Here is a 20,948-nt window from a genome sequence, read left to right as displayed (position 1 = left end):
CAAGTGGCGTGCCAACTGTCGAAATTTCGCGAAAAAAGGCGTTTTCATTGGACGGAGGGTGGCAGCGTCCAAACGAAAACGCACTCTTTAGGAATGTTTATTAGGATTTATTCGTCCTAATACAACCTAATATTCATTTGCCTTGCACTATATTTTTCCATATTTCCTCAACATTTCGATGCCGTCACGGGTGATCGAGGTTCCTTGACGGGTTGTGCCTGAGCGCACCAGTCCAAGCTGCTCAAGCTGTTTCAAGCGGTTGCGTAGCGCGCTTTCCGTCCAGCCGTTCGCCTGCAGGACGGGGGTGTGCGCCAGTTGGTAGCGCCCCACTGGTTTGTTGGCGAGGTAATATTGATACAGTCCGAGCAAAATATCCAGATTCCGCTCATCCTCGAGAGGCACGGCCGCCGCTGCGGATTGCTTTTGAAATATCCGCTCGGTCAAACGCTTGGGCAGGTCGGCAATGCCGATGACAGGATGCTCGCTTACCGTAATGGCGTAGTCCACGACGTTTTTCAGCTCGCGAATGTTGCCTCGCCAGTCGTGGGCGAGCAACAGCTCCATGACTTCCGGCGACCAGCTTTTGCGAATCCCTTGCTGCTTCAAGTGATCGTCAATCAGCAGCGGAATGTCGCTCGTTCGCTCGCGCAGCGCCGGGATTTCGATGGGCAGGACGGCCAGCCGGTAAAACAAGTCTTCGCGAAAAGCGCCATCCCGGACGGCATCCTCCAGATTGCGGTTGGTGGCAGCGATCACCCGGCAGTCTACGGACAAAATCCCTGTGCCGCCGACGCGGATCACTTGCTTTTCCTGCAGGACGCGCAGCAGCTTGACCTGGATCGCGGGGGAGATATCGCCAATCTCGTCGAGAAAAATCGTGCCGCCATCCGCCTGCTCGAACAGTCCGGGCTTGCCTCCTTTGCGCGCGCCTGTGAAGGCTCCGTCCTCGTAGCCGAACAGCTCGCTCTCCAGCAAGTTTTCCGGCAGGGAGGCGCAGTTGATCGCGACAAACGGGCCGTTTTTGCGCAGCGAATGCTGGTGGATCGCGTGGGCGAACAGCTCTTTGCCCGTCCCGTTTTCACCCGTGAGCAGGATCGTCTGGTTGTTTTTCGCCATCTTTTTGCTAAGCTCGATGGCGTGCAGGAGCGGCTGGCTGCTGCCTTTTATATCAGCAAACGAGTAGGTAGCGGTGTGGCCGCGCAGGGCGAGCTGGGTGCGCAGGCGCTGGATTTCCGTCACGTCTTTCAGCGTACAGACGAAGCCGAGATGCTCGTGGCTGCGGCGAATGCTGTGGCTGCTGACGATGAATTGCCGCTGGTCGATGGCGATGAGCGCATCCTCCTGCCCCTCCTGTTCAAAAAAGGGGGCGAGCAGGCCGTGTTCCTTGAGGATCGTATAAGGCTTGCCGATAACGACCGATTCGTGCGGACAGAACAGCTCGACGGCGACATCGTTAATGAACGTGATTAGACCGTCCTCATTACAGGCGATGACCGGATCCTTCACCGCCTGAAAGGTGGATTGAAGCTGGCTGTTGAGCTTTTGCACTTCGGCGTAGGAAGTGCCGAGCATTTTGGCCAGCTCGGACATTTCCACGATGAAGGCGGAGAGGTATTGCCGCTCCCATTCAATCGGGACGCCCACCTTGCGCCCGGTATCAATCAGATCGTGAATGCTGATTTTGCGAAAGCCGAGGTCGATGACTTCCACGTGAGGGGGCAGCGGCACATCGGGAATGCTCATGATGATCGCATACCGAAAGCGCTCCTCGAACGTACTGCCTGGGTGAAAAGGGACGTAATTCAGGTGGTCAATCTTGACTTCCAGCAAGTTTTGGATGACCTCCTGGGCTGTGACCGGCGAGTTGTTCATGACAGGCACGGTCGTTCCGGGCGGGATTTGCATCAGCGCCTTTATTTTGCGCAGTTCAAAAAAACGGTTCAGCACGGTAATCGGGACCGTTTCGGGGACGGCCTGACGGGCGATCGTGTACAACTCAGGCGCCCTGGTCGTAATGAAGACGTGGGACACCCCGGAGAGGTCAGGGATTTGTTCGTGGCTGGCAAAGCCGATGACCTTGCAATAAGGCTCAAAATACGCCCGCAGCTCCTTGAGCAGAAAAGCGAGCGTGTCGGTTCCTTTTGCAATCAAGACAATGGTGTGGTCCATGGTGCACCGCCTTTTTTTGTACAGACTAAAGCTTTCGCCAATGGCTTGGCGCTGCCAAGTTTTCGCAAAAAACTGTTGATACCATGATAGCACAACGGCTGTCCCGCAACGGATGGATTCCCTTGTCTGCGCAGGAAAGACAAGGATTGATCTGCCGGGAGGGAAGTGTGGTTTAATAGAAGAAAGAGAAAAAAGAAAAAGAGTGAAGAGGAGCAGGAGGATTCAGCATGGAGAACAAGATTGTTCCAGAAATGCTGCAGATGATTGGCCAAGCTGTGCCGGAAGAAGTGTCGATTGCGATCTCGGACGGCACCCAATACTTGTATTATCAGCCAAGCTCAAACATTGATCTGAAAATCTCCCCGGGCGACCAGGTCCCGATTGGCTCTGCCACGCACAAGGCGCTGATGGAGAGAGGAAAAGTCGGACATCAGGTGGAGAGCCGCATTTTTGGCGTGCCGTACTACGGTTTGTCGCTGCCGCTGTTCCGCGGGGGAGAGGTCATGGGCTGTATTACCGCCATCTATCCTTTGCAAAGCGTTCCGTTGGCTAATCCGCAGCCTAGGCTGTCGTTTTTGATTGGAAAAGGGGAAGATGGCTGGCTGCCGATTCCGCTGCACGAGATTGTTTACATCAGCTCGCACGAGGGCAAGACGCTGCTGCATTCGGCAAGCGGGTCGTACCCGAACAAATACAGCATGTCCGAGCTGGAATACATGCTTCCGCCTGAGCGGTTCGCGCGTTGCCATCGCTCTTATTTTGTCAATCTGGAGTCCATCGGCTTTATCCATCCGCATTTCCATTCGACTTTCATGCTGGAGATGAAGGACAAGCAGAAGACGAGAGTTCCCGTGAGCCAGACGTATGCCAGCACGTTCCGGCAACTGCTCGGCTTCTAGCTTTTGCAGGCCCCTTGCCAGTGAGAATGGTTCGCTGTCTTTTTTGCTAACTCGCTGCTCAAATATTCTGCTTTGTTGAAAATCGAGTGCCCGCTCAGAATTCTTGTGCTAGTGTATGAACAAGAAAAGATGGCATAGGGGGTCACAATGATGTGGGAGCGCTTACGCGATAAAAGATTGGCAGATAAAATCGTGACGGCTGAGGAAGCAGCGAGTTGGATCGAGGATGGCATGACAATCGGGTTAAGTGGTTTCACTCGTGCAGGGGATGCCAAGGTTGTACCGCTCGCATTGGCAGAGCGAGTCAAACAAGACAACAAGCCTTTTGGCGTGAATGTATATACAGGAGCTTCGCTCGGATCAGACGTGGACGCTGTCATGGCGGAGGCGGGCATTGTCAACAAGCGGCTGCCTTTTCAAGCCGATCCGGTCATGCGCAAAAAAATTAACGACGGCAGCATGATGTTCGTGGACCAGCATTTGTCCCACACCGCCGAGCTGATTCGCCAAGGAGCGATGAGTGCGATTGATTACGCGATTGTGGAAGCGGTTGCAATCACAGAGGACGGCATGATTATTCCCGCCACTTCTGTCGGCAACTCGAACATTTTCGTCGATTACGCGAAGCATGTCATCATTGAATTGAATCTCGCCCAGTCCGCTGAGTTGGAGGGCATTCACGATATTTACACGCCAGCGAGCCAGGGAGCGCGCGAGCCGATTCCGCTCACGGCGGTAGACCAACGGATAGGAACAGCGGGCATTGTGGTCGATCCCGAAAAAATCAAAGGCATTGTGTTGACGAACCAGTTGGATTCGCCGTCGACAATCGTCGAGCCGGACGCGGAGACGGCTGAAATCGCCGCTCATCTGATCGCGTTTTTGCGCGAGGAAGTCAAGGCGGGACGGCTGCCGGAAAATCTCGCGCCGCTGCAATCCGGTATCGGGTCTGTCGCCAATGCCGTGTTCAACGGTTTTCTCGACTCCGAGTTCACCGATCTGACCGTTTACTCGGAAGTACTGCAGGACGCGGTCTTTGACCTGATCGACGCGGGGAAAATCTCGTTTGCTTCCGGTTGTTCGATCACGCTGACGGCTGACAAAATGCAGTACGTCACCGAACATTTTGCCAAATACCGCGACAAGCTGCTGCTGCGTCCGCAGGAGATCACCAACCATCCGGAAATCATTCGCCGCCTGGGGCTGATCGCCATCAATACGGCGATTGAGGTGGACATCTACGGCAACGTCAACTCGACGAACGTTTCGGGCAGCAAGATGATGAACGGGATCGGCGGATCTGGCGACTTTGCCCGCAATGCGCGTCTGGGCATTTTCGTAACCAAGTCGATCGCCAAAGGCGGAAAAATCTCCAGCATCGTGCCGTTTGCCTCCCATGTCGATCATACGGAGCACGACGTCGACATCATCGTCACCGAGCAAGGGCTGGCTGATTTGCGCGGGCTGGCACCACGCGAGCGCGCCTTGAAAATCATCGAAAACTGCGCGCATCCAATGTACCGTGAGCAGCTTAAAGCGTACTACGAAGAAGCGCTCACTCGCGGCGGGCACACTCCGCACGTACTGGAAAAAGCATTTTCCTGGCACGTGCGCTACGCCGAGGAAGGAACCATGCTGGAGCAAAAGCCGGCGCTGGTGTAAGTTGTATCGAACCGCATCATAGAAACAAACCCGCTCGGGCGCTGCTGCCTGGGCGGGTTTTGCTTTGAAAAAAAGCGGGCGCGCCCGCCAGAACGCGAGCAGTTGCTGCTCTAGCGGGTGTTGTGAGTAACGCAAGTGATTTCTGTTTTTTCGCGTCTGCGGTTGCCAGACCTGCTTACGCGCTTTTCGCCTTTCGCGCCTCTTTTGGCTGGGCAAACGAAGCCAGGGCAAAGCCGAAGCCCGCGAGCACGAACAGACCGCTGACCCAGCTTATGTGCCAGATTGCCGCATGGTTGACGATGACGCCGCCAAGTCCCGCGCCCAGCGCCAGCCCGAGCTGAAAAACGGATGTATTGATGCTGAGCGCCACTTGCGAAGAGTGCGGGGTCAACGAGATCAAGTAATACTGCTGGGCAGGGACGGTCGTTTGCACGGCAGCTACCCAGAGCATGACGGCGACGATTGAGCCTGCCAACAGCTTTGTCGACATCGGCAAAAAAAAGCAGGACGACCGCATGGAGCAGCAGGCTATTCCTATACGCTGATCGTGCTGACGGCGCCGTTTGAGCAAAAAATGATGATGGAGGAAGAGAAGATTTTTTGAAGGCGGCAGAAAAGGCGAAAAGGACCGTCACGACAAGGTGACGGTCCAAGGTTTATCCATGCATAAGGGCGGTTTTTCAGACAAGGTTACTTGCGGTAGAGCGGGTAGTCTACTTCCAGCGGAACTTGAATGAGCACGATCCGCAACGGCGCATCTGCTTGCGCCTGGTAAGTGACGCTTGCTGTTTCTGCTTCCGCAGAGATTACCACAAAATCTCCTTTGTGTGCGACGGTCGGCGGCTCGCCCGCTTCGCTGTGCCCGCCAACGCTTCCGCTTCCTTCCACGACGACGACAGCGTGGGCGTAGCCGGCCGGAAGTTGCAGCGAGTAAGCTTTGCCTGCGGGAATCGCAATATCTTTCATGAGCGAATCGGTCACGAGCGAGATGGGGGCAGCGGGACCGATGATGTTTTTCACCCGTACGCCATCCGCCGTCTCGGTCGGAAACTGCTCGTGGTCGTACTGGTTGTACGTCGGCGGGTTTTTGGTCGTTTTGGCGAGGTGCGGCTCAAACCAGATCTGGAACATCTCGGTATCCTTGCCCAGCTCTTCGGCATGGTAAGCGCCTGAGCCTGTTTGCATGATCTGCGCACCGCCCGTAGTGACCTGCTGCAAATTGCCCAGCGTGTCCCGGTGGCCGACTGTACCTTGCAGGACGTAAGACAAAATTTCAAAGCCGGAATGCGGGTGCAGGGGAATCTCGAACGTTTTGAGAGATTTTGCCCACGCCCAGTAAAAAAGCGGTCCAACCCGTTTTACAACGGAGCCTTCATGAGGGAAGCCAATCGGTTTGTTTTCTACGATTTCACCGTCGCCAAAATGTCCTTTTGCTTGTTCGTTTTGTGTGTAGACGCGGATTTTCATCTGTTGTGTCCTCCCTTGGTGGAATGCTGGCTTACGGGTACGGATTTACGAGCGGTTGCTTAAAACAAAACGTATGCGCCTGGACCGATCAAAGCGACACCGATAGCGACCGCGATCAAGGTCAGATTGTACTCATAGCCGTTTTGCGTTACCCAATATCCATTTTGACCGTGAACCTTCACAATCGCAACAAGCATTGTGAAGACGATGAGCAGAGCGCCAACCCATGTGCCGACACCTGCCGCGAACAGCAAGCCGCCGACGAGTTCAGCCAATCCGGCAAGCAGCGCCATGGTCACACCAGGCTTCACCCCGATAGACTCCAGCCAGCCGCCTGTGCCTTTCAGACCGTAACCGCCAAACCAGCCAAACAGCTTTTGCGCACCGTGACCTGCGAACGACAACCCAACAACCAAACGAATAATCAGCAAACCAAGATCCATCATTTTTTCATCTCTCCTTAATTGTTTTAAATTATAGTATTTTAAATTTGAGATATTTGGACAAGAAAGGCTGGCGGGCCTTAGAAGGTTTCCGCCAGTTTTGCTGCTTTTTCTATGCCTGCTGCTACGATTTCTTCTGCTTTGTCAGGGAATTGGTTGTGACCTTCTACGATCACTTCGGTAATATTGCTGATTCCCCAGAAGCCAAGCACCGTGCGAACGTAGCGGTTAGCCAGCTCGATTTCTGCCATTGGGCCTTCGGAGTAAACGCCGCCGCGTGCGCTCAACAGCGCCACTTTTTTGTCGCCCATCAGTCCTACAGGGCCTTCCGCGGTGTATTTGAATGTTTTGCCTGCTTGAGACAGGTAGTCCACATAGGTGTGCAGCACAGCCGGAACGGTGAAGTTCCACATTGGGAACGCGATCATCACTTTGTCAGCGTCAGCGAATTGGTTCAAATATTTGTTGACCAGCTCTGCGCCTTTTTTCTCTTCGGCAGTCAGCTCCATGCCGCGGCCTGCCTTGAACATAGCCGTGAGCAGATCGTTTCCGTAGTAAGGAAGGTTTTCTGCGAACAGGTCCAGCTCGGCGATTTCGTCGTTTGGATGGTTTTCTTTATACGATTGGACGAAAGCCTCGTACAGCTTTACACTCACAGCCTGTTCAACAGGGCGATCATTTGCTTTAATGAAAAGTACTTTACTCATGAGAAATTTATTCCCCTTTCTTTTCGTAAGCATCTAACTTCAAATGCATAAATCTTGATTTCAAGATTATTATGTGCTGAACGTTTTGTCAACACTTTTTTTGCACCTGTTGGGTGCTGCTCAGTCTAATACGTATCCTGAGCAGCACGTCCCAACTTTTTTAACAAACCGATGGCTTGCTGCTGTTCTTCGGGAGTGAGTCCTGCGACCGCTTTTTCAATCGCCTGCTGGTGGGGAGGGAAAATCTCTGCCAAAAAGGCGTGTCCTTTCTCGGTCAGCTCGGCGTAAATGACGCGGCGGTCGGCCGAACAGGGCTTGCGAATCAGCAGTTGCTTCTTTTCTAGCTTGTCCACAACGTACGTGATATTTCCGCTGGAGATCAGGATCTTTTCGCCAATTTGCTGCAAAGGCTGCGGGCCTTTATGGTAGAGTACTTCCAGGACGCCGAACTCTGTCGGGTTCAAACCGTGCTGGCGGATGTGACGATTGGAATGGGCGGTCACCCAGTTATACGATCGCGACAAGACGACAAACAGGTCGAGGGCATTGTTTCGCTCCATGAAAAAGCCCTCCTTTCCATCGAAATTTCAATATCTTGAATTTAAGACAATCCTACATGATCTCGTTTGCCTTTGTCAAATGGCGAAAATCATCCCTTTGCAAAACAAAAGTTTTTGTGATAGACTTTTGTTTGTGAACGAAGCTGTGAATGCTAATCAGAAGAAAGGAGGATGACCGTGGAAAAAGACATGTTGATCCTTCACCACATCCGGCAAAATCCGTTCATCTCCCAGCAGGAGCTGGCTGACTTGATCGGGATTTCGCGTTCGGCTGTTGCCGGGTACATTGCCCAGTTGACCAAGCGTGGCGAGATCAAAGGCAGAGCGTATATATTGCGCGACGAAGGCATGATTGCCTGCATCGGCGGAGCGAACCTCGACCGGAAAGCGCGCGGCAAGCAAGCGGTGCGGCTGCACTCTTCCAATCCGGTCACGATCATGGAGTCGTGCGGCGGGGTGGCGCGCAACATTGCGGAGAATCTCGGCAGGCTCGGATGCAATACGTCACTTTTCACCAGTGTCGGTGAGGACAAGGAAGGCGAGTGGATTTTGCAGGAGACGAAAAAGCACGGCGTAGACATCAGCCAGGTGTGGCGTCTGCCGATGCAGCGCACAGGGACGTACACCGCGCTGCTCGATATAGATGGAGAAATGGTCGTATCGTTGGCCAACATGGATATTTACGACGCGCTCACGCCGGAAATGTTCGCGGAGAAATGGTCCCACCTTGCCGCAGCCCACGCGATTTTTATTGATACGAACATACCGGGGGATTGCCTGGCCTACATTATCGGCCGGTGCCGGGAGGAGAACATTCGACTTTTCGTTGACCCGGTCTCTTCTGCAAAAGCGAAAAAGCTCCCACAGCAATTGGACGGAGTAGAAGCGATCCTGCCCAATCGGGAAGAAGCGGAGCTGCTGGCTGGCATGGCGATCCGCTCGATTGAGGATTGCGCAGAGGCGTGCCGCAAAATCAGGGAGCGAGGCGTCAAGCACGTCATCGTGACCATGGGCGAAGCGGGCATTTACTATCAGTCGGAGGACGTATCGGAGCACATGGCGCCGTATCCGACTGAAGTGGTAGATGTGACAGGGGCGGGAGATGCGTTTGCATCCGGCCTGCTGTATGGAATCGTGAATGGAGAGTCGTTCCAGACAGCTTGCCGTCTCGGACTGGCTGCCTCGGCCTTGACCCTGCAAACAGAGCAATCCGTTTCTCCCTTATTAAAACCGGAACAACTGCAACTGACCGTTGAACAATACGAAAAGGAGCGATAAATGATGAAACAATACTTGACCTTTACAGAGGAAGTACGCCACGCCCTGGAGAACAATTTGCCGGTCGTTGCCCTGGAGACGACGATTATCTCCCACGGCATGCCGTATCCGCAAAACATCGAGATGGCAAAAGAAGTCGAGCAAATTATCCGCGACAACGGTGCGGTACCTGCGACCATCGGGATCATGAACGGCAAAATCAAGATCGGCTTGACCGAGAGCGAGCTGGAAGAGTTCGCGACCAACAAGTCGGTAGAAAAAGTGAGCCGCCGCGACTTCCCTTACATTTTGGCTAGCGGCAAAATCGGCGCGACGACTGTAGCGGCTACGATGATCGCAGCAGACCTGGCGGGCATCCGCATGTTCGCGACTGGCGGCATCGGCGGGGTACACCGTGAAGGCGAAATCACCTGGGACGTATCCGCAGACCTGACAGAGCTGGCGCAAACGAATGTCGCGGTTGTGTGCGCGGGGGCGAAGTCTATCCTCGACATCGGCCGCACACTGGAATACCTGGAGACACAAGGGGTTCCGGTAGTCGGCTACCGCACTTCCGAGTTCCCGTCCTTCTTCGCCCGCGAAAGCGGATTTGGCGTAGACTTCCGCCTGGATACGCCGGAAGAAGTAGGGACCCTGATGAACACCAAATGGAACCTCGGTCTGAACGGCGGCCTGATTATCGCCAACCCGGTGCCGGAAGCGGATGCGCTTGACCACAAGCAAATCGAGGGCGTGATCTTGCAAGCGCTCAACGAAGCGAAGGAAAACAACATTGCGGGCAAAAAAGTAACGCCATTCTTGCTCGACAAAGTGAAGCAGTTGACCGCAGGCAAAAGCTTGCAGACCAATATCGCGCTGGTGCGCCACAATGCGGAGGTAGCGGCGAAAGTGGCAGTAGCGTACCAGCAAGCAGTGAACGAAGGAAAATAAGCGAAGAACAGACAAGCCCCCGGTGGTATCCATCGGGGGTTTTTGCGTTGGTTTCGGGGCACAATCGAGGGGCGGGAAAAATTTGTGCCAAACCACTTGATATACCCTATGGGGGTATTGTATAGTGAAGGTGTGATAAAAAATAAGCCTCAGGGAAACAATACGATAAATTATACCCCGTGTGGGTATGTGGAGGAATTGGTATGAGTGTCAAAACGGCAGAAGCTACAGTTCCGATTTCCGGGATGACGTGTGCGGCCTGCGCGCTTCGTATTGAAAAAGGCTTGCAGAAGCTGGATGGCGTCGAGACAGCCAATGTGAATCTGGCGTTGGAAAAATCGACGGTCGTCTTCGATCCGGCGAAAACGAGCCTCGACGATATTCGCTCGAAAATTGAAGCACTTGGCTACGGCGTGGCCGCAGACAAGGTAGAGCTGAACATCACAGGCATGACGTGTGCAGCCTGCTCGACCCGCATCGAGAAAGGCTTGAATAAAATGCCCGGCGTCCTGAAGGCGAACGTGAATCTCGCCATGGAAACGGCCACGATTGAATACGATTCGGCGCAGGTGGGCGTGGGCGATCTGGTTCGCCAGGTGGAAAAGCTCGGGTATCAGGCGGCCCGCAAGGAAGAAGGCAAAGAAGAGGAACAGGTCGATCGCCGGATGGCAGAGATCAGGCGGCAGACGCAAAAGTTCTGGATTTCACTGATCTTTTCGCTGCCGCTGCTCTGGTCGATGGTCAGTCACTTTTCCTTCACCTCGTTCATCTGGCTGCCGGACTTTTTGATGAATCCGTGGGTGCAGCTCGCTTTGGCGACGCCTGTGCAGTTCATCATCGGGGCGCAGTTTTACGTCGGGGCGTACAAAGCGCTGCGCAACAAAAGCGCCAACATGGATGTGCTTGTCGCGCTGGGCACTTCGGCTGCCTACTTTTACAGCCTGTACGTGGCGATTTCTTCCATCGGTTCCCACGCGCACATGCTGGAGCTGTATTTTGAAACAAGCGCGGTGCTGATTACGTTGATCCTGTTGGGCAAACTGTTTGAGGCGAAGGCAAAGGGACGTTCCTCGGAAGCGATCCGCAAGCTGATGGGCCTGCAAGCCAAAACGGCGGTAGTCATTCGCGATGGCGTAGAAATGACGATCTCCGTCGAGGATGTGCGGCCGGGTGACGTCGTGTATGTGAAGCCTGGCGACAAAGTGCCTGTCGACGGCATCGTGCTGGAAGGCCAGTCTGCGGTGGATGAATCCATGCTGACGGGAGAGAGCATCCCGGTAGACAAAGCGGCTGGCGATACGGTCATCGGGGCCACCTTGAACAAAAACGGCTTCCTGAAGGTCACCGCGACCAAAGTCGGCAAAGAAACGGCTCTTGCGCAAATCATCAAGGTCGTGGAAGAGGCGCAAGGAACAAAGGCGCCGATTCAGCGGCTGGCTGACAGCATTTCCGGGATTTTCGTTCCCATCGTCGTCGGGATTGCTGTTGTTACTTTTCTCATCTGGTATTTCGCCGTGATTCCCGGCAACTTCGCCGAGGCGCTGGAAAAGGCGATTGCCGTACTGGTGATCGCTTGCCCGTGCGCACTTGGTCTGGCTACCCCGACCTCGATCATGGCTGGCTCCGGACGCGCCGCCGAGCTAGGCATTCTGTTCAAAGGCGGAGAGCATTTGGAAACTGCGCACCATCTGGACACGATCGTCCTCGACAAGACGGGGACCGTCACCAAAGGGGAGCCTGAGCTGACAGATGTAATCCCCGTTGATTTTGCCGAACAGGAATTGCTGGCACTGGTGGGGGCGGCGGAGAAAAACTCCGAGCATCCGCTGGCCCAGGCGATCGTTCGCGGCATCGCGGAAAAAGGCGTGGCGCTCTCCGAAACCAGCTCGTTTGAAGCGATCCCCGGCTTTGGCATTCGGGCCACAGTTGAGGGCAAGGACGTGCTGGTCGGCACCCGCCGTCTGCTCGAGCAGCATCACGTGTCGTACCAGTCGGTGGCAGATGCCATGCTCTCGCTGGAGCAGGCGGGAAAAACGGCGATGCTGGCTGTCGTGGACGGCAAGCTGGCCGGGTTGATCGCCGTGGCCGATACGATCAAGCCGACCTCGAAGCAAGCGATCGCGCGGCTGAAAGCAATGGGCTTGACGGTCATCATGATGACCGGCGACAACCGCCAAACTGCGGAGGCGATCGCCCGCGAGGCAGGAATCGAGCGCGTCATCGCCGAAGTCCTGCCCGAAGGCAAGGCCGCCGAAGTGAAAAAGCTGCAAGCCCAAGGCAAAAAGGTCGCCATGGTCGGCGACGGAATCAACGACGCCCCGGCGCTTGCCACCGCTGACATCGGCATGGCAATCGGAACCGGGACGGACGTGGCGATGGAAGCGGCCGATATCACGCTCATGCGCGGCGAGCTGACCAGTGTCGCCGACGCCATCGAAATGAGCAAGCGCACCATTCGCAACATCAAGCAAAACTTGTTCTGGGCTTTCGCCTACAACACATTGGGCATTCCGTTTGCCGCCCTGGGCTTCCTCGCCCCGTGGCTCGCCGGAGCGGCAATGGCCTTCAGTTCCGTCTCCGTCGTGCTCAACGCCCTGCGACTGCAGCGAGTGAAGCTGTAAGCCAAAAAACAGCAACAAGCGGCATTGTCCGCATCCCTATACACATAAAACCAAAGGAGAGATTGAGAATGAAAAACGTCACATTGAACGTAGAAGGCATGTCTTGCAACCATTGCGTAAACGCTGTGGAAAAAACGTTGAAGGAGCTTGGCGCAGAGGGAAAAGTCAACCTCGCAGCCAAAACAGTCGAGGTTTCTTATAACGAAAGCACTCTGACGCTGGAAGCGATCAAGGAAGCTATCGAAGAGCAAGGATACGACGTCGTTTAATAGCTGTCAGCACGCTAAGCCTCTGCCTGGACTACGAGTTCGGGCGGGGGCTTTTTCTTTTTGTAAAGACTTCGTAAATCGTTAACACAACCTCAATATTCCGCCAACCGAACAACTGAAAACCCGCATAAACACGCGCCTCTCCTTTATCAAACCTTGTCGCCCGCTTTATACGACCTTCAAAAACGGCAGTTACAATGAAATCAAACGAAAGCAAACAAGTCGGACAAGAACAGGAGGAATGGTCAGATGATGGACTTGCACATGCACACCACCGCTTCTGACGGGAAGCTCGCTCCCGCAGACCTGCTCGTCTGGGCCAAGCAGCGGGGCGTGACTCATCTAGCCATTACAGACCATGATACCGTCGATGGATATCTGCTGGCTCGCGAAGACGCCGCACGGCTCGGCCTGGCGCTCCTGCCGGGAATCGAGTGGAATACGGACGGCCCGGAAGACGAGCTGCACATTTTGGGCTACGGCTTCGACATGGCCGACCCGCGGCTTTTGCACGTCATGGACAGGCGGCAGCGGGAGCGGATCGAGTGGATCGCCGAGATGATCGAGCGCTGTAACCGCTTGGGCGTGGCGATCACCATGGAAGAATGTGCAGCGCGGGCAAAAGGCGGCGTGATGGTGCGCACGCACGTGGCAGAAGCAATCGCCGAGCGCGGCTACAGTCCCACGCCGCAGGCTGCGTTCGAGACGTATTTGCGCAAAGGGTGCGCGGCGTACGTGCCCCGGCCTTCTTTTTCCGCACGCGAAGCGATCGAACTTACGCACGAGGTAGGCGGGATTGCGGTCTTGGCTCATCCGGGTATCTACTCCTTTGAAGTGAAGCTGGAGGCGCTGCTCGCCTATGGCCTCGACGGCATCGAGGTGTATTATCCGAAACATTCGGCGGCGCAGACGGCATTTTGGGAGCGGCAGGCCAAAGCGAATCACCTGATCTGCTCGGGAGGCAGCGACTTTCACGGGCACCAGTCGCGCAACCCGTATCCGGTCGGCAGCGTGCCCATCCCGGCTGAAGTAAAGGAGTGGTGGAAATGCTGTATGTTTCATCAACATTGATGTGGGCGTACCCGGTAGAGGCAGCGATCCTCATCGCCCGGCAATACGGCTTTGCCGGGATGGAAGTCTGGGCCGAGCACGTCTGGTTCCACCAAAGCCACCCGCGAGAAATCCAGCAGGCAGCCAGGCGTGTGGGCATGAAGCTGACCTTGCATGCGGCGAGCTGGGATTTGAACCTGTGCTCGCTGAACAGCGGCATTCGCAAGCAGTCTGTCGAGGAAATCAAGCGTTCTTTGGCGCTTGCGGGCGAGATCGGGGCGAAAAGCGTCACGATCCATCCGGGCCGTGTGACCTTGACGCACAAAAACCGGGAATGGCACGAGGCCGTTCTCGTCGAGGGCCTGAACGAGCTGGCGCAAGAGGCGATGAGACAGGGCCGCGTGCTCTCGATCGAGCATATCGAGCCGATGCCCAAGGAACTGATCGTGACGCCGCAAGACTTGAACAGGCTGCGCGCCGCGCTCGATTACCCGACGGCAGCCACCTTTGACATTGCGCACGTACCTCTGACCTGTTCCCTGCCGCAGTTTTTCCGGGAACTGGAGGGAGTCGATAAAATTCACGTGAGCGACGCGACGGCGACGAAGCTGCACGTGCCGCTCGGAACAGGGGAAATTGATCTGGAAACGATCTGGCCGTTGCTGCTTGCCGCAGACAAGCCTCTGGTCGTCGAAGGCTTCGACGATGCGCGGAATTTGTCCCAGCTCAAGCAAAACCTGCTGTATTTGCAGCAAGGAAACTGTGTCTCATTTGGATAGGAGGTCTGTATTGTTTTGAATATTCTTGTAACGAATGACGATGGCATTTTTGCAAGCGGCGTGCTGTGCCTGGCGCAAGCCTTGCAGCCGTTCGGCAACGTCTCCATCGTCTGCCCGGACCAGGAGCGCAGCGCGATCAGCCATGCGATCACGTTGAAATCCCCTGTAAAAGCGAACAAAGTGAACTTTTTCGATACGTCGCTCGAAGCCTGGGCGGTCAACGGCACTCCGGCTGACTGCGTGAAAATGGCAGTCGAGGTGATTCTCAAGGACAAGCCGGACGTGATCGTATCCGGAATCAACCGCGGCCCGAACCTGGGACGGGATGTGTTTTACTCCGGCACGATCTCGGCGGCGATTGAAGGAGCGATGTATCAGATTCCTTCCATTGCCGTGTCGCTCGCCACGCTCAAGCCAAGCCCGAACTTTTCCATCGTCGAGCCGCTTGCCTACGACGTGTTTGAGACGCTGCTGCGGCACAAGCTCAGCCCGGAAGCGGTACTGAACATCAATTTGCCGTATTTGTCCAAGGAGATGGTAAAAGGCGTGGCCGTCACGCCGCTCGCGATGGACGTGCTGCGCTACCAGTACGTCGGGTTGAACGACCCGCAAGGCTACTTGTGCTACTGGCTGTCCGACCATTTGAGCGAGTTGCACTTCGAGGACGAGGAATCGGATTACTACAAGCTGCGTGACGGATTTATCACGATTACACCGCTGCAATTGAACATGACGAACACCGCCATGAAGGCCAAGATCGGAAAATGGTTTCAAACCGCGAAGCAAAGCTCTTAACGAAGCACGCCTACTTGAATCAGGAGGAATGAAAAATGAAACGTGTTCTGTTGCAAAAATGGACTCTTTCCTTGTTCGCAGCCGCATCGGTCTTCGGACTTGCCGCTTGCGGTTCCCAGCCTTCTTCGTCGACACCGTCGCAGCCAGCGCCGCAATCGGCTCCAACGGCCGCAACTGCCGCGCCAGCGGAGCCTGCTTCGGCCAAAGTAGCGGGGACGCTGAGCTTTTACACGTCCCAGCCGGATGCCGACGCGGCTGCTTTGATCGACGGTTTTTCCAAAAAGTATCCTGACGTAAAAGTAGAGCTGTTCCGCTCGGGGACAGAGGAGGTCATCAGCCGCTTGCAGGCGGAGGCACAGGCGGGACAAGTCAAGGCGGACGTGCTATTGGTCGCGGATGCGCCGACCTTTGCCAGCCTGAAAAAACAAGATTTGCTCCTGCCATACGCATCGCCTGAGGCGGCGGACATTCCGGCAGAGTGGAAGGACGCGGACGGCGCGTACACCGGAACAAAAGTGATGGCGACTGTGCTCGCGGTCAACAGCAGCAAAGTCAAGACGCTCCCGGATAGCTGGAAGGTGCTGACCAGCCCGGAGGCGGCAGGCAAAGCGATCATGCCAAGCCCGCTCTACTCGGGAGCGGCGGCGTACAACGTAGGCGTACTGACGCGGCAAAACGATTTTGGCTGGGACTACATTGCCGGGCTGAAGACAAACCAGATGACCGTCACAAAAGGGAACGGCGCCGTGCTCAAAAGCGTAGCGGGCGGCGAAAAAGACTACGGCATGGTCGTCGATTACCTTGTGGCTCGCGCGAAAAAAGAAGGCTCGCCAGTCGAACTGGTGTACCCGAACGAGGGCGTGCCTGTCATCACCGAGCCGATTGGCATCATGAAGGCGACGAAAAACGAGGCTGCGGCAAAAGCGTTCGTCGATTACGTCCTCTCGGAAGAAGGACAAAAGCTCGCCAGCAGCCTTGGCTACACGCCGATCCGCAAAGGCGTCGAGGCACCGGAAGGCTTGCGCGCGCAAGACCAGATCAAGGCGCTTTCTGCGAATATTGACGAGCTGGAAGCAGCGAGAGAAGCGGACAAAAAGAAATTTGGAGAGATGATGGGTGGCAACTAACTGGCAGACGGCGGTGAGCGAGAGGCAGATGGGGGAGCGGCGCAAATTCGCCGCCTCCCTGTCGTTGGACAAGGCGGCTACGTGGATCGTGCTGGTGCCGGTCGCCTTCTTTTTTGTCTATCCGTTGTGGAAGCTGATTGCGCTGAGTGTACAAACAGAAGCAGGGCTGGGGCTGCGGTATTTTGCAGAAGTGCTCGCCAATGCCCGGACGTGGGAGGCGGTCGGACATACGATTACGGCGGCTGGCCTCTCCACGCTCATCTCCATTGGGCTGGGCGTGTCGCTGGCCTGGCTGTGCGCCTATACGGACATACGCGGGAAGGCCGCTATTCACGCCCTCGCTCTGTTGCCGCTGCTCATTCCCTCCTACGTGATGACGTTGGCCTGGACGCAGTTGGCAGGGCCGCAGGGCGTGCTGAACCGGGCAGCGAGCTGGCTTGCGGGAGGGCCAGTCGAGTTGTGGAACGTCTACGGGCTTGACGGCATCGTCGTCGTGATGGGGCTGACTCACTATCCGCTGGTGTACATGCTGACGCTGTCCGTGCTGTACCGGATTCCAAAGGAGCTGGAATGGGCGGCGCATTCCTCTGGCGCGAGTGCGCGAACGGTATTTGCCCGGGTGACGCTGCCGCTCGCCTTGCCGGGCATCGCCGGGGGAGGGCTTTTGGCCTTTATCTCCGGGCTGGACAACTTCGGCATTCCGGCATTTTTGGGCATCCCGGAAAACATCGCGGTGCTCAGCACGCTCATTTACGAAGAAGTCATCGGATTTGGGCCGAGCGCTTTTGCGCGGGCGGCTGTCCTGTCTGTCCTGCTCGGCGTAATCGCGCTTGCGGGGACAGGGCTACAGTGGGGGTTGCTGCGAAAAAGCCGCGTCGACCAGACCAGTGCCGAGGACAAGTCGATCCGGCGTTCGCTGGGCAAACATCGGTTGGCAGTGGAGATTGCCGTCGGCGGCTTTTTGCTCGTGACGAGCGTGCTGCCGCTGTTGTCCATGGCGGCAAACGCCTTCGTCAAAGCGTACGGCTTGCCGTTTGTCCCGGAAAATTTGACCTGGAAGCATTTTGCCTTCGTGCTGTTCGACCACGCGGGCACGCGGGGGGCGATCGGCAACAGCCTGATGCTCGCCAGCATGGCAGGTGTCTTGTGCGTTGTGGCCGGTACGCTGTTCGCCTATTGGCGCATCCATAAACCGTCTGCGGCGGGCAAAGCGATGGAAGGCGCCGTGGCGCTGCCGTATGCGTTGCCGGGCATGGTGCTGGGGCTGGCGATGATTTTGACCTGGATCGAGCCGATTCCCGGTTGGCAGCCAGGGGTGTACGGAACCGTCTGGCTCATACTGATCGCTTATGTGACGCGCTTTCTCATTCTGCAGGTGAAAAGCAGCACCGTCTCGATCATGCAGGTAGGCAAGGAAGTGGAGGAAGCGGCGCGCATCAACGGCGGGCGTTTCTGGACGAGGTGGCGGCGAATTTTGCTGCCGCTCTATGCGCCGGGGATGGCGACTGGTTTGTTTTTGGTCTTTCTCACCGCCTTTACGGAACTGACGATATCGTCGCTCTTGTGGACGTCCGGTTCGGAAACGATCGGCGTCGTCATTTTCAGCTTTGAGCAGGCGGGCTCCACTACCTACAGCACGGCCCTCTCTACCGTGATTGTAGTGGCTATTCTGCTGGCGCTTTCGGCGGGCAGCCTGTGGAAACGATACTGGCAACGGAGGATCGAACGATGAACAGTGCGCGTGTAGTAGGGGTATCGAAAAAATTCGGCGGTGTGACGGCGCTGCACCAGCTCGATTTACAGATCGGCCAAGGCGAATTTGTCGCCCTGCTCGGGCCGAGCGGCTGCGGCAAAACGACGCTCTTGCGGCTGTTGGCCGGGTTTGAATCGCCGACGAGCGGTGAAATCTGGATCAACAACGAGTGTGTAGCCGATGCCAGCAAGCGCAAGCCGCCAGAGGAGCGGCGGATCGGCATGGTGTTTCAGTCGTTCGCGCTCTGGCCGCATTTGACGGTGTACGAAAACGTGGCGTTTCCTTTGCAGCATCAACAGCAGGTGCCGGAGGCGTTCAGGCAAAACCCGAAGGCGCGCGTAGCGCAGATGCTGGAGATGGTCGGGCTGGGGGGAATGGAGGAGCGCTTTCCGAGCCAGCTTTCCGGCGGGCAAAAGCAGCGTGTCGCCCTGGCGCGGGCCATCGTGTTTAACCCGACGCTTTTGCTGATGGACGAGCCGCTGAGTAGCCTCGACGCAGAGCTGCGCATGCAGATGCGCAAAGAAATCCAGTTCATCCACCGCGAGCTGGGAACGTCGATTGTTTACGTGACGCACGATCAGTCAGAGGCGCTGGCAATGGCGGATCAGATCGTCGTGATGAAGAGCGGCAGAGTCGAACAGGCGGGCACGCCGCACGATATTTACTACGCGCCCGAGTCGCCGTTTGTCGCCAAGTTTGTCGGCAGGGCCAACTTTTTAAAAGGAAGCTGGGCCGCTCCGGGCACGTTTTTGCTGGAAAAGCACGGGGCGCCAGCGCTGCCGATCACCGTTTCCCGCGACTTCTCCGCTTTTTATGCCCAGCAAGTATTGCCTGTGCGCCCAGACCAGCTCAAGCTCTCCGCCTGGCAGCCAGGCGCGGACGGGATTGTCGGGAAGGTCGTTCACGTTCAGTTTCAGGGGCGCGAGCTGATTTATTCGATCCGCGTCGGGGAGGAAGAATGGGAGGTCGTCACCGATATCAGCGAGCGTTTTGCGTATGACGAGCCGGTGCAGGTTGAGGTGTGCTTGTAAAAAAGCGAGGCTTCGCACTGCACGCGCAGGCGAAGCCTTCTGCTTGCTTATCCGGTTACGAGCCAAGCTGTTTTTCCAAATCTTTATCCAGGACGTAAACCTCGATCCGCTCGCCCATCTTCGTGCTGATGTCGCTGTGGCTGGACAGCACTTTGCACCCGGTCAGCTTCTCGACGATTTGTTCCGATTCCTCGCTGTACATTTCGCGCAAAATCTCGCGCATTTCCTTGACGATCCGCCTGCCTTTTTCGTGGCTGGACAGATGCTTTTCCTCGACGGTGAGGACGCCTTTGAAGCGAGCGATCACCATGTCAGAGACGATATATGTCTTGGCCTCCTGCGGCCCCCGTCCGATCAGGTCGCGTTGAAATTTGATAAAGGCTTCGCTGATTTCGGCCTCCAGCTTCTTTTTGATCGAGATGGCCAAACGAGATTCCTCCCAAGATTGCTTCGTTGAGCTTAATCTTACTGAGACGGACGGAAGCCTGTCAACAAAGCAAAACTTTGGATCGACAAGGCGGAGAGCGAGCCGGATGATTTTTCGCGAAAATAGGAGAGAACGGATGAAATATAGCGCGCGGCTGAGGCTTGATGCAGCTAAAGCGCTTACATCGATAAAGAATGCGCAAAGCGTGCCAAAAAGCGAAAAACAAGACATTAACAACCGATTATGCCAGACGTATAATGAGACTCGTAACCAACAATTGCAAATCCGGCCTAATCCCGAGGCACTCGGGAACGGAGGACCCAATCTTCTGGGGTTAATTCCACGGTTTCGTGGAAGGGATGAGAGACTCTTTCGCCATCCTACCCGTCAGCTAACTTCGTCGGCTAAAGCGAGGGAGGTCAAAAGACCGCCTGTTTGAGGAGGCCTTTTTTGTTGTCCGTCGGGACGGCGAGAAGGACTTGCTCGAAACGTAATCCGCAGGTCTTTTCGTTTTGCCCAAAAAAAGCATACGCTGTTTTTTTGAAAAAGGAAACGGGAGACAAAACGCAAAGAAGGCAAATCAAGTCGGCTGGGCGTTAGGTAGACCAATGAGTACTTTTTCTCCGAAGTAGCGATCGTTTTTCATTTTCATGCCGCTGGATGCGGGCGGGGTTTGCCCGTCTGTCCATCTCTGCCGGCCTGTCGTGACGATCTGCGTGTCGGGGAATGGGTAAGCATTGGTCTATTTTTTTACCCGATTGGCAGGTTTTTTCAGATGAGAAAGCTTGTTCCAAAAGGGGGAGCGAAAGAGGCGATCCGGTTCGATTTTGTTCGTGGGCAGGCGGAGGCAGGGGCCAGAAAAAGAGGATGGCGCGAAAGAAACGACAGGCAGCAGATGAAAAAAGGAGGGGCTTCGAATGGACTTGGTTTCGATATTGCTCTTGGGGCTTGCATTCAGTGCGTTTTTTGCACTCATCCAGT

At 55.8% G+C, this 20,948-nt stretch carries 19 protein-coding genes and 1 riboswitch; of the genes, 12 read left to right on the top strand and 7 right to left on the bottom strand.

Annotated elements, in window-relative coordinates:
• Nucleotides 1–147: 147 nt before the first annotated feature.
• Nucleotides 148–2,169, bottom strand: a complete 2,022-nt coding sequence (locus tag BA6348_RS00715) for a sigma-54 interaction domain-containing protein (RefSeq protein ID WP_005832195.1) — start codon at nt 2,167–2,169, stop codon at nt 148–150.
• A 227-nt stretch (nt 2,170–2,396) separates the two neighbouring features.
• Here BA6348_RS00715 and BA6348_RS00710 point away from each other — a divergent pair, with 227 nt between their 5' ends.
• Together BA6348_RS00710 and BA6348_RS00705 are read left to right on the top strand one after the other, a co-directional pair.
• Nucleotides 2,397–3,068 (top strand): LytTR family DNA-binding domain-containing protein, encoded by a 672-nt coding sequence (locus BA6348_RS00710; RefSeq protein WP_005832196.1) that lies wholly within the window; start codon nt 2,397–2,399, stop codon nt 3,066–3,068.
• 150 nt (nt 3,069–3,218) lie between these two features.
• A complete protein-coding gene (locus BA6348_RS00705) occupies nt 3,219–4,730 on the top strand; it encodes a succinyl-CoA:acetate CoA-transferase ScpC (protein ID WP_005832198.1) in 1,512 nt (503 codons plus the stop codon).
• 175 nt (nt 4,731–4,905) lie between these two features.
• On the opposite strand, the gene BA6348_RS00700 is transcribed toward BA6348_RS00705, so the two are convergent.
• From BA6348_RS00700 to BA6348_RS00675, 5 genes are all read right to left on the bottom strand, one after another.
• The gene (locus BA6348_RS00700) at nt 4,906–5,220 is read right to left on the bottom strand and encodes an MFS transporter (protein ID WP_242507433.1); all 315 of its coding nucleotides are present in this window, start codon (nt 5,218–5,220) and stop codon (nt 4,906–4,908) included.
• 200 nt (nt 5,221–5,420) lie between these two features.
• Complete coding sequence (locus BA6348_RS00690; protein WP_005832200.1) at nt 5,421–6,197, bottom strand: pirin family protein; 777 nt, start codon at nt 6,195–6,197, stop codon at nt 5,421–5,423.
• A 59-nt stretch (nt 6,198–6,256) separates the two neighbouring features.
• Nucleotides 6,257–6,643: a DoxX family protein gene (locus BA6348_RS00685; RefSeq protein ID WP_005832202.1), complete on the bottom strand. Its 387-nt coding sequence runs from the start codon at nt 6,641–6,643 to the stop codon at nt 6,257–6,259.
• Between the two features lie 77 nt (nt 6,644–6,720).
• Complete coding sequence (locus tag BA6348_RS00680) at nt 6,721–7,347, bottom strand: FMN-dependent NADH-azoreductase (protein ID WP_122952518.1); 627 nt, start codon at nt 7,345–7,347, stop codon at nt 6,721–6,723.
• 125 nt (nt 7,348–7,472) lie between these two features.
• Nucleotides 7,473–7,907 (bottom strand): MarR family winged helix-turn-helix transcriptional regulator, encoded by a 435-nt coding sequence (locus BA6348_RS00675; protein WP_005832205.1) that lies wholly within the window; start codon nt 7,905–7,907, stop codon nt 7,473–7,475.
• A 177-nt stretch (nt 7,908–8,084) separates the two neighbouring features.
• Between BA6348_RS00675 and BA6348_RS00670 the strand changes: the two genes are divergently transcribed.
• The 10 genes from BA6348_RS00670 (at nt 8,085) to BA6348_RS00625 (ending at nt 19,540) form a co-directional block, all read left to right on the top strand.
• Nucleotides 8,085–9,185: a carbohydrate kinase gene (locus BA6348_RS00670; protein ID WP_005832207.1), complete on the top strand. Its 1,101-nt coding sequence runs from the start codon at nt 8,085–8,087 to the stop codon at nt 9,183–9,185.
• 3 nt (nt 9,186–9,188) lie between these two features.
• Nucleotides 9,189–10,115, top strand: coding sequence for a pseudouridine-5'-phosphate glycosidase (locus BA6348_RS00665; protein ID WP_005832208.1), 927 nt, complete (start codon nt 9,189–9,191; stop codon nt 10,113–10,115).
• Between the two features lie 203 nt (nt 10,116–10,318).
• The gene (locus BA6348_RS00660; RefSeq protein WP_005832210.1) at nt 10,319–12,736 is read left to right on the top strand and encodes a heavy metal translocating P-type ATPase; all 2,418 of its coding nucleotides are present in this window, start codon (nt 10,319–10,321) and stop codon (nt 12,734–12,736) included.
• Nucleotides 12,737–12,804: 68 nt separating this feature from the next.
• The gene (locus tag BA6348_RS00655; RefSeq protein ID WP_005832212.1) at nt 12,805–13,005 is read left to right on the top strand and encodes a copper ion binding protein; all 201 of its coding nucleotides are present in this window, start codon (nt 12,805–12,807) and stop codon (nt 13,003–13,005) included.
• Nucleotides 13,006–13,254: 249 nt separating this feature from the next.
• The gene (locus BA6348_RS00650) at nt 13,255–14,076 is read left to right on the top strand and encodes a PHP domain-containing protein (RefSeq protein WP_005832214.1); all 822 of its coding nucleotides are present in this window, start codon (nt 13,255–13,257) and stop codon (nt 14,074–14,076) included.
• Nucleotides 14,052–14,834, top strand: a complete 783-nt coding sequence (locus BA6348_RS00645) for a sugar phosphate isomerase/epimerase family protein (protein ID WP_005832216.1) — start codon at nt 14,052–14,054, stop codon at nt 14,832–14,834. Before BA6348_RS00650 ends, BA6348_RS00645 begins: the two co-directional genes overlap by 25 nt.
• Before the next feature lie 15 nt (nt 14,835–14,849).
• Complete coding sequence (surE, locus tag BA6348_RS00640; RefSeq protein WP_005832217.1) at nt 14,850–15,629, top strand: 5'/3'-nucleotidase SurE; 780 nt, start codon at nt 14,850–14,852, stop codon at nt 15,627–15,629.
• 35 nt (nt 15,630–15,664) lie between these two features.
• Nucleotides 15,665–16,756: an ABC transporter substrate-binding protein gene (locus BA6348_RS00635; RefSeq protein ID WP_005832219.1), complete on the top strand. Its 1,092-nt coding sequence runs from the start codon at nt 15,665–15,667 to the stop codon at nt 16,754–16,756.
• Nucleotides 16,746–18,488 (top strand): ABC transporter permease, encoded by a 1,743-nt coding sequence (locus tag BA6348_RS00630; protein ID WP_100228555.1) that lies wholly within the window; start codon nt 16,746–16,748, stop codon nt 18,486–18,488. Before BA6348_RS00635 ends, BA6348_RS00630 begins: the two co-directional genes overlap by 11 nt.
• On the top strand, nt 18,485–19,540 hold the full coding sequence (locus BA6348_RS00625) for an ABC transporter ATP-binding protein (protein ID WP_005832222.1): 1,056 nt from the start codon (nt 18,485–18,487) through the stop codon (nt 19,538–19,540). Before BA6348_RS00630 ends, BA6348_RS00625 begins: the two co-directional genes overlap by 4 nt.
• 55 nt (nt 19,541–19,595) lie before the next feature.
• Here the strand turns inward: BA6348_RS00625 and BA6348_RS00620 are convergent, their stop codons facing one another.
• Complete coding sequence (locus tag BA6348_RS00620; RefSeq protein WP_005832223.1) at nt 19,596–19,967, bottom strand: Na-translocating system protein MpsC family protein; 372 nt, start codon at nt 19,965–19,967, stop codon at nt 19,596–19,598.
• A gap of 277 nt (nt 19,968–20,244) precedes the next feature.
• A riboswitch (cyclic di-AMP (ydaO/yuaA leader) is annotated at nt 20,245–20,388 on the top strand.
• The last annotated feature ends 560 nt before the right edge of the window (nt 20,389–20,948 follow it).

It is taken from the genome of Brevibacillus agri (genome assembly GCF_004117055.1).
Classification (GTDB): domain Bacteria; phylum Bacillota; class Bacilli; order Brevibacillales; family Brevibacillaceae; genus Brevibacillus; species Brevibacillus agri.
The sequence above is the reverse complement of the archived record's forward strand: the minus strand, read 5'-3'. Positions and strand labels throughout refer to the sequence as shown.

Bases quoted from the DNA above. Each gene is read 5' to 3' on its own strand.
- BA6348_RS00715 (WP_005832195.1), bottom strand. From the start codon at position 2,169: ATGGACCACACCATTGTCTTGATTGCAAAAGGAACCGACACGCTCGCT.
- BA6348_RS00710 (WP_005832196.1), top strand. From the start codon at position 2,397: ATGGAGAACAAGATTGTTCCAGAAATGCTGCAGATGATTGGCCAAGCT.
- BA6348_RS00705 (WP_005832198.1), top strand. From the start codon at position 3,219: ATGTGGGAGCGCTTACGCGATAAAAGATTGGCAGATAAAATCGTGACG.
- BA6348_RS00700 (WP_242507433.1), bottom strand. From the start codon at position 5,220: ATGTCGACAAAGCTGTTGGCAGGCTCAATCGTCGCCGTCATGCTCTGG.
- BA6348_RS00690 (WP_005832200.1), bottom strand. From the start codon at position 6,197: ATGAAAATCCGCGTCTACACACAAAACGAACAAGCAAAAGGACATTTT.
- BA6348_RS00685 (WP_005832202.1), bottom strand. From the start codon at position 6,643: ATGATGGATCTTGGTTTGCTGATTATTCGTTTGGTTGTTGGGTTGTCG.
- BA6348_RS00680 (WP_122952518.1), bottom strand. From the start codon at position 7,347: ATGAGTAAAGTACTTTTCATTAAAGCAAATGATCGCCCTGTTGAACAG.
- BA6348_RS00675 (WP_005832205.1), bottom strand. From the start codon at position 7,907: ATGGAGCGAAACAATGCCCTCGACCTGTTTGTCGTCTTGTCGCGATCG.
- BA6348_RS00665 (WP_005832208.1), top strand. From the start codon at position 9,189: ATGAAACAATACTTGACCTTTACAGAGGAAGTACGCCACGCCCTGGAG.
- BA6348_RS00660 (WP_005832210.1), top strand. From the start codon at position 10,319: ATGAGTGTCAAAACGGCAGAAGCTACAGTTCCGATTTCCGGGATGACG.
- BA6348_RS00655 (WP_005832212.1), top strand. From the start codon at position 12,805: ATGAAAAACGTCACATTGAACGTAGAAGGCATGTCTTGCAACCATTGC.
- BA6348_RS00650 (WP_005832214.1), top strand. From the start codon at position 13,255: ATGATGGACTTGCACATGCACACCACCGCTTCTGACGGGAAGCTCGCT.
- BA6348_RS00645 (WP_005832216.1), top strand. From the start codon at position 14,052: ATGCTGTATGTTTCATCAACATTGATGTGGGCGTACCCGGTAGAGGCA.
- BA6348_RS00635 (WP_005832219.1), top strand. From the start codon at position 15,665: ATGAAACGTGTTCTGTTGCAAAAATGGACTCTTTCCTTGTTCGCAGCC.
- BA6348_RS00625 (WP_005832222.1), top strand. From the start codon at position 18,485: ATGAACAGTGCGCGTGTAGTAGGGGTATCGAAAAAATTCGGCGGTGTG.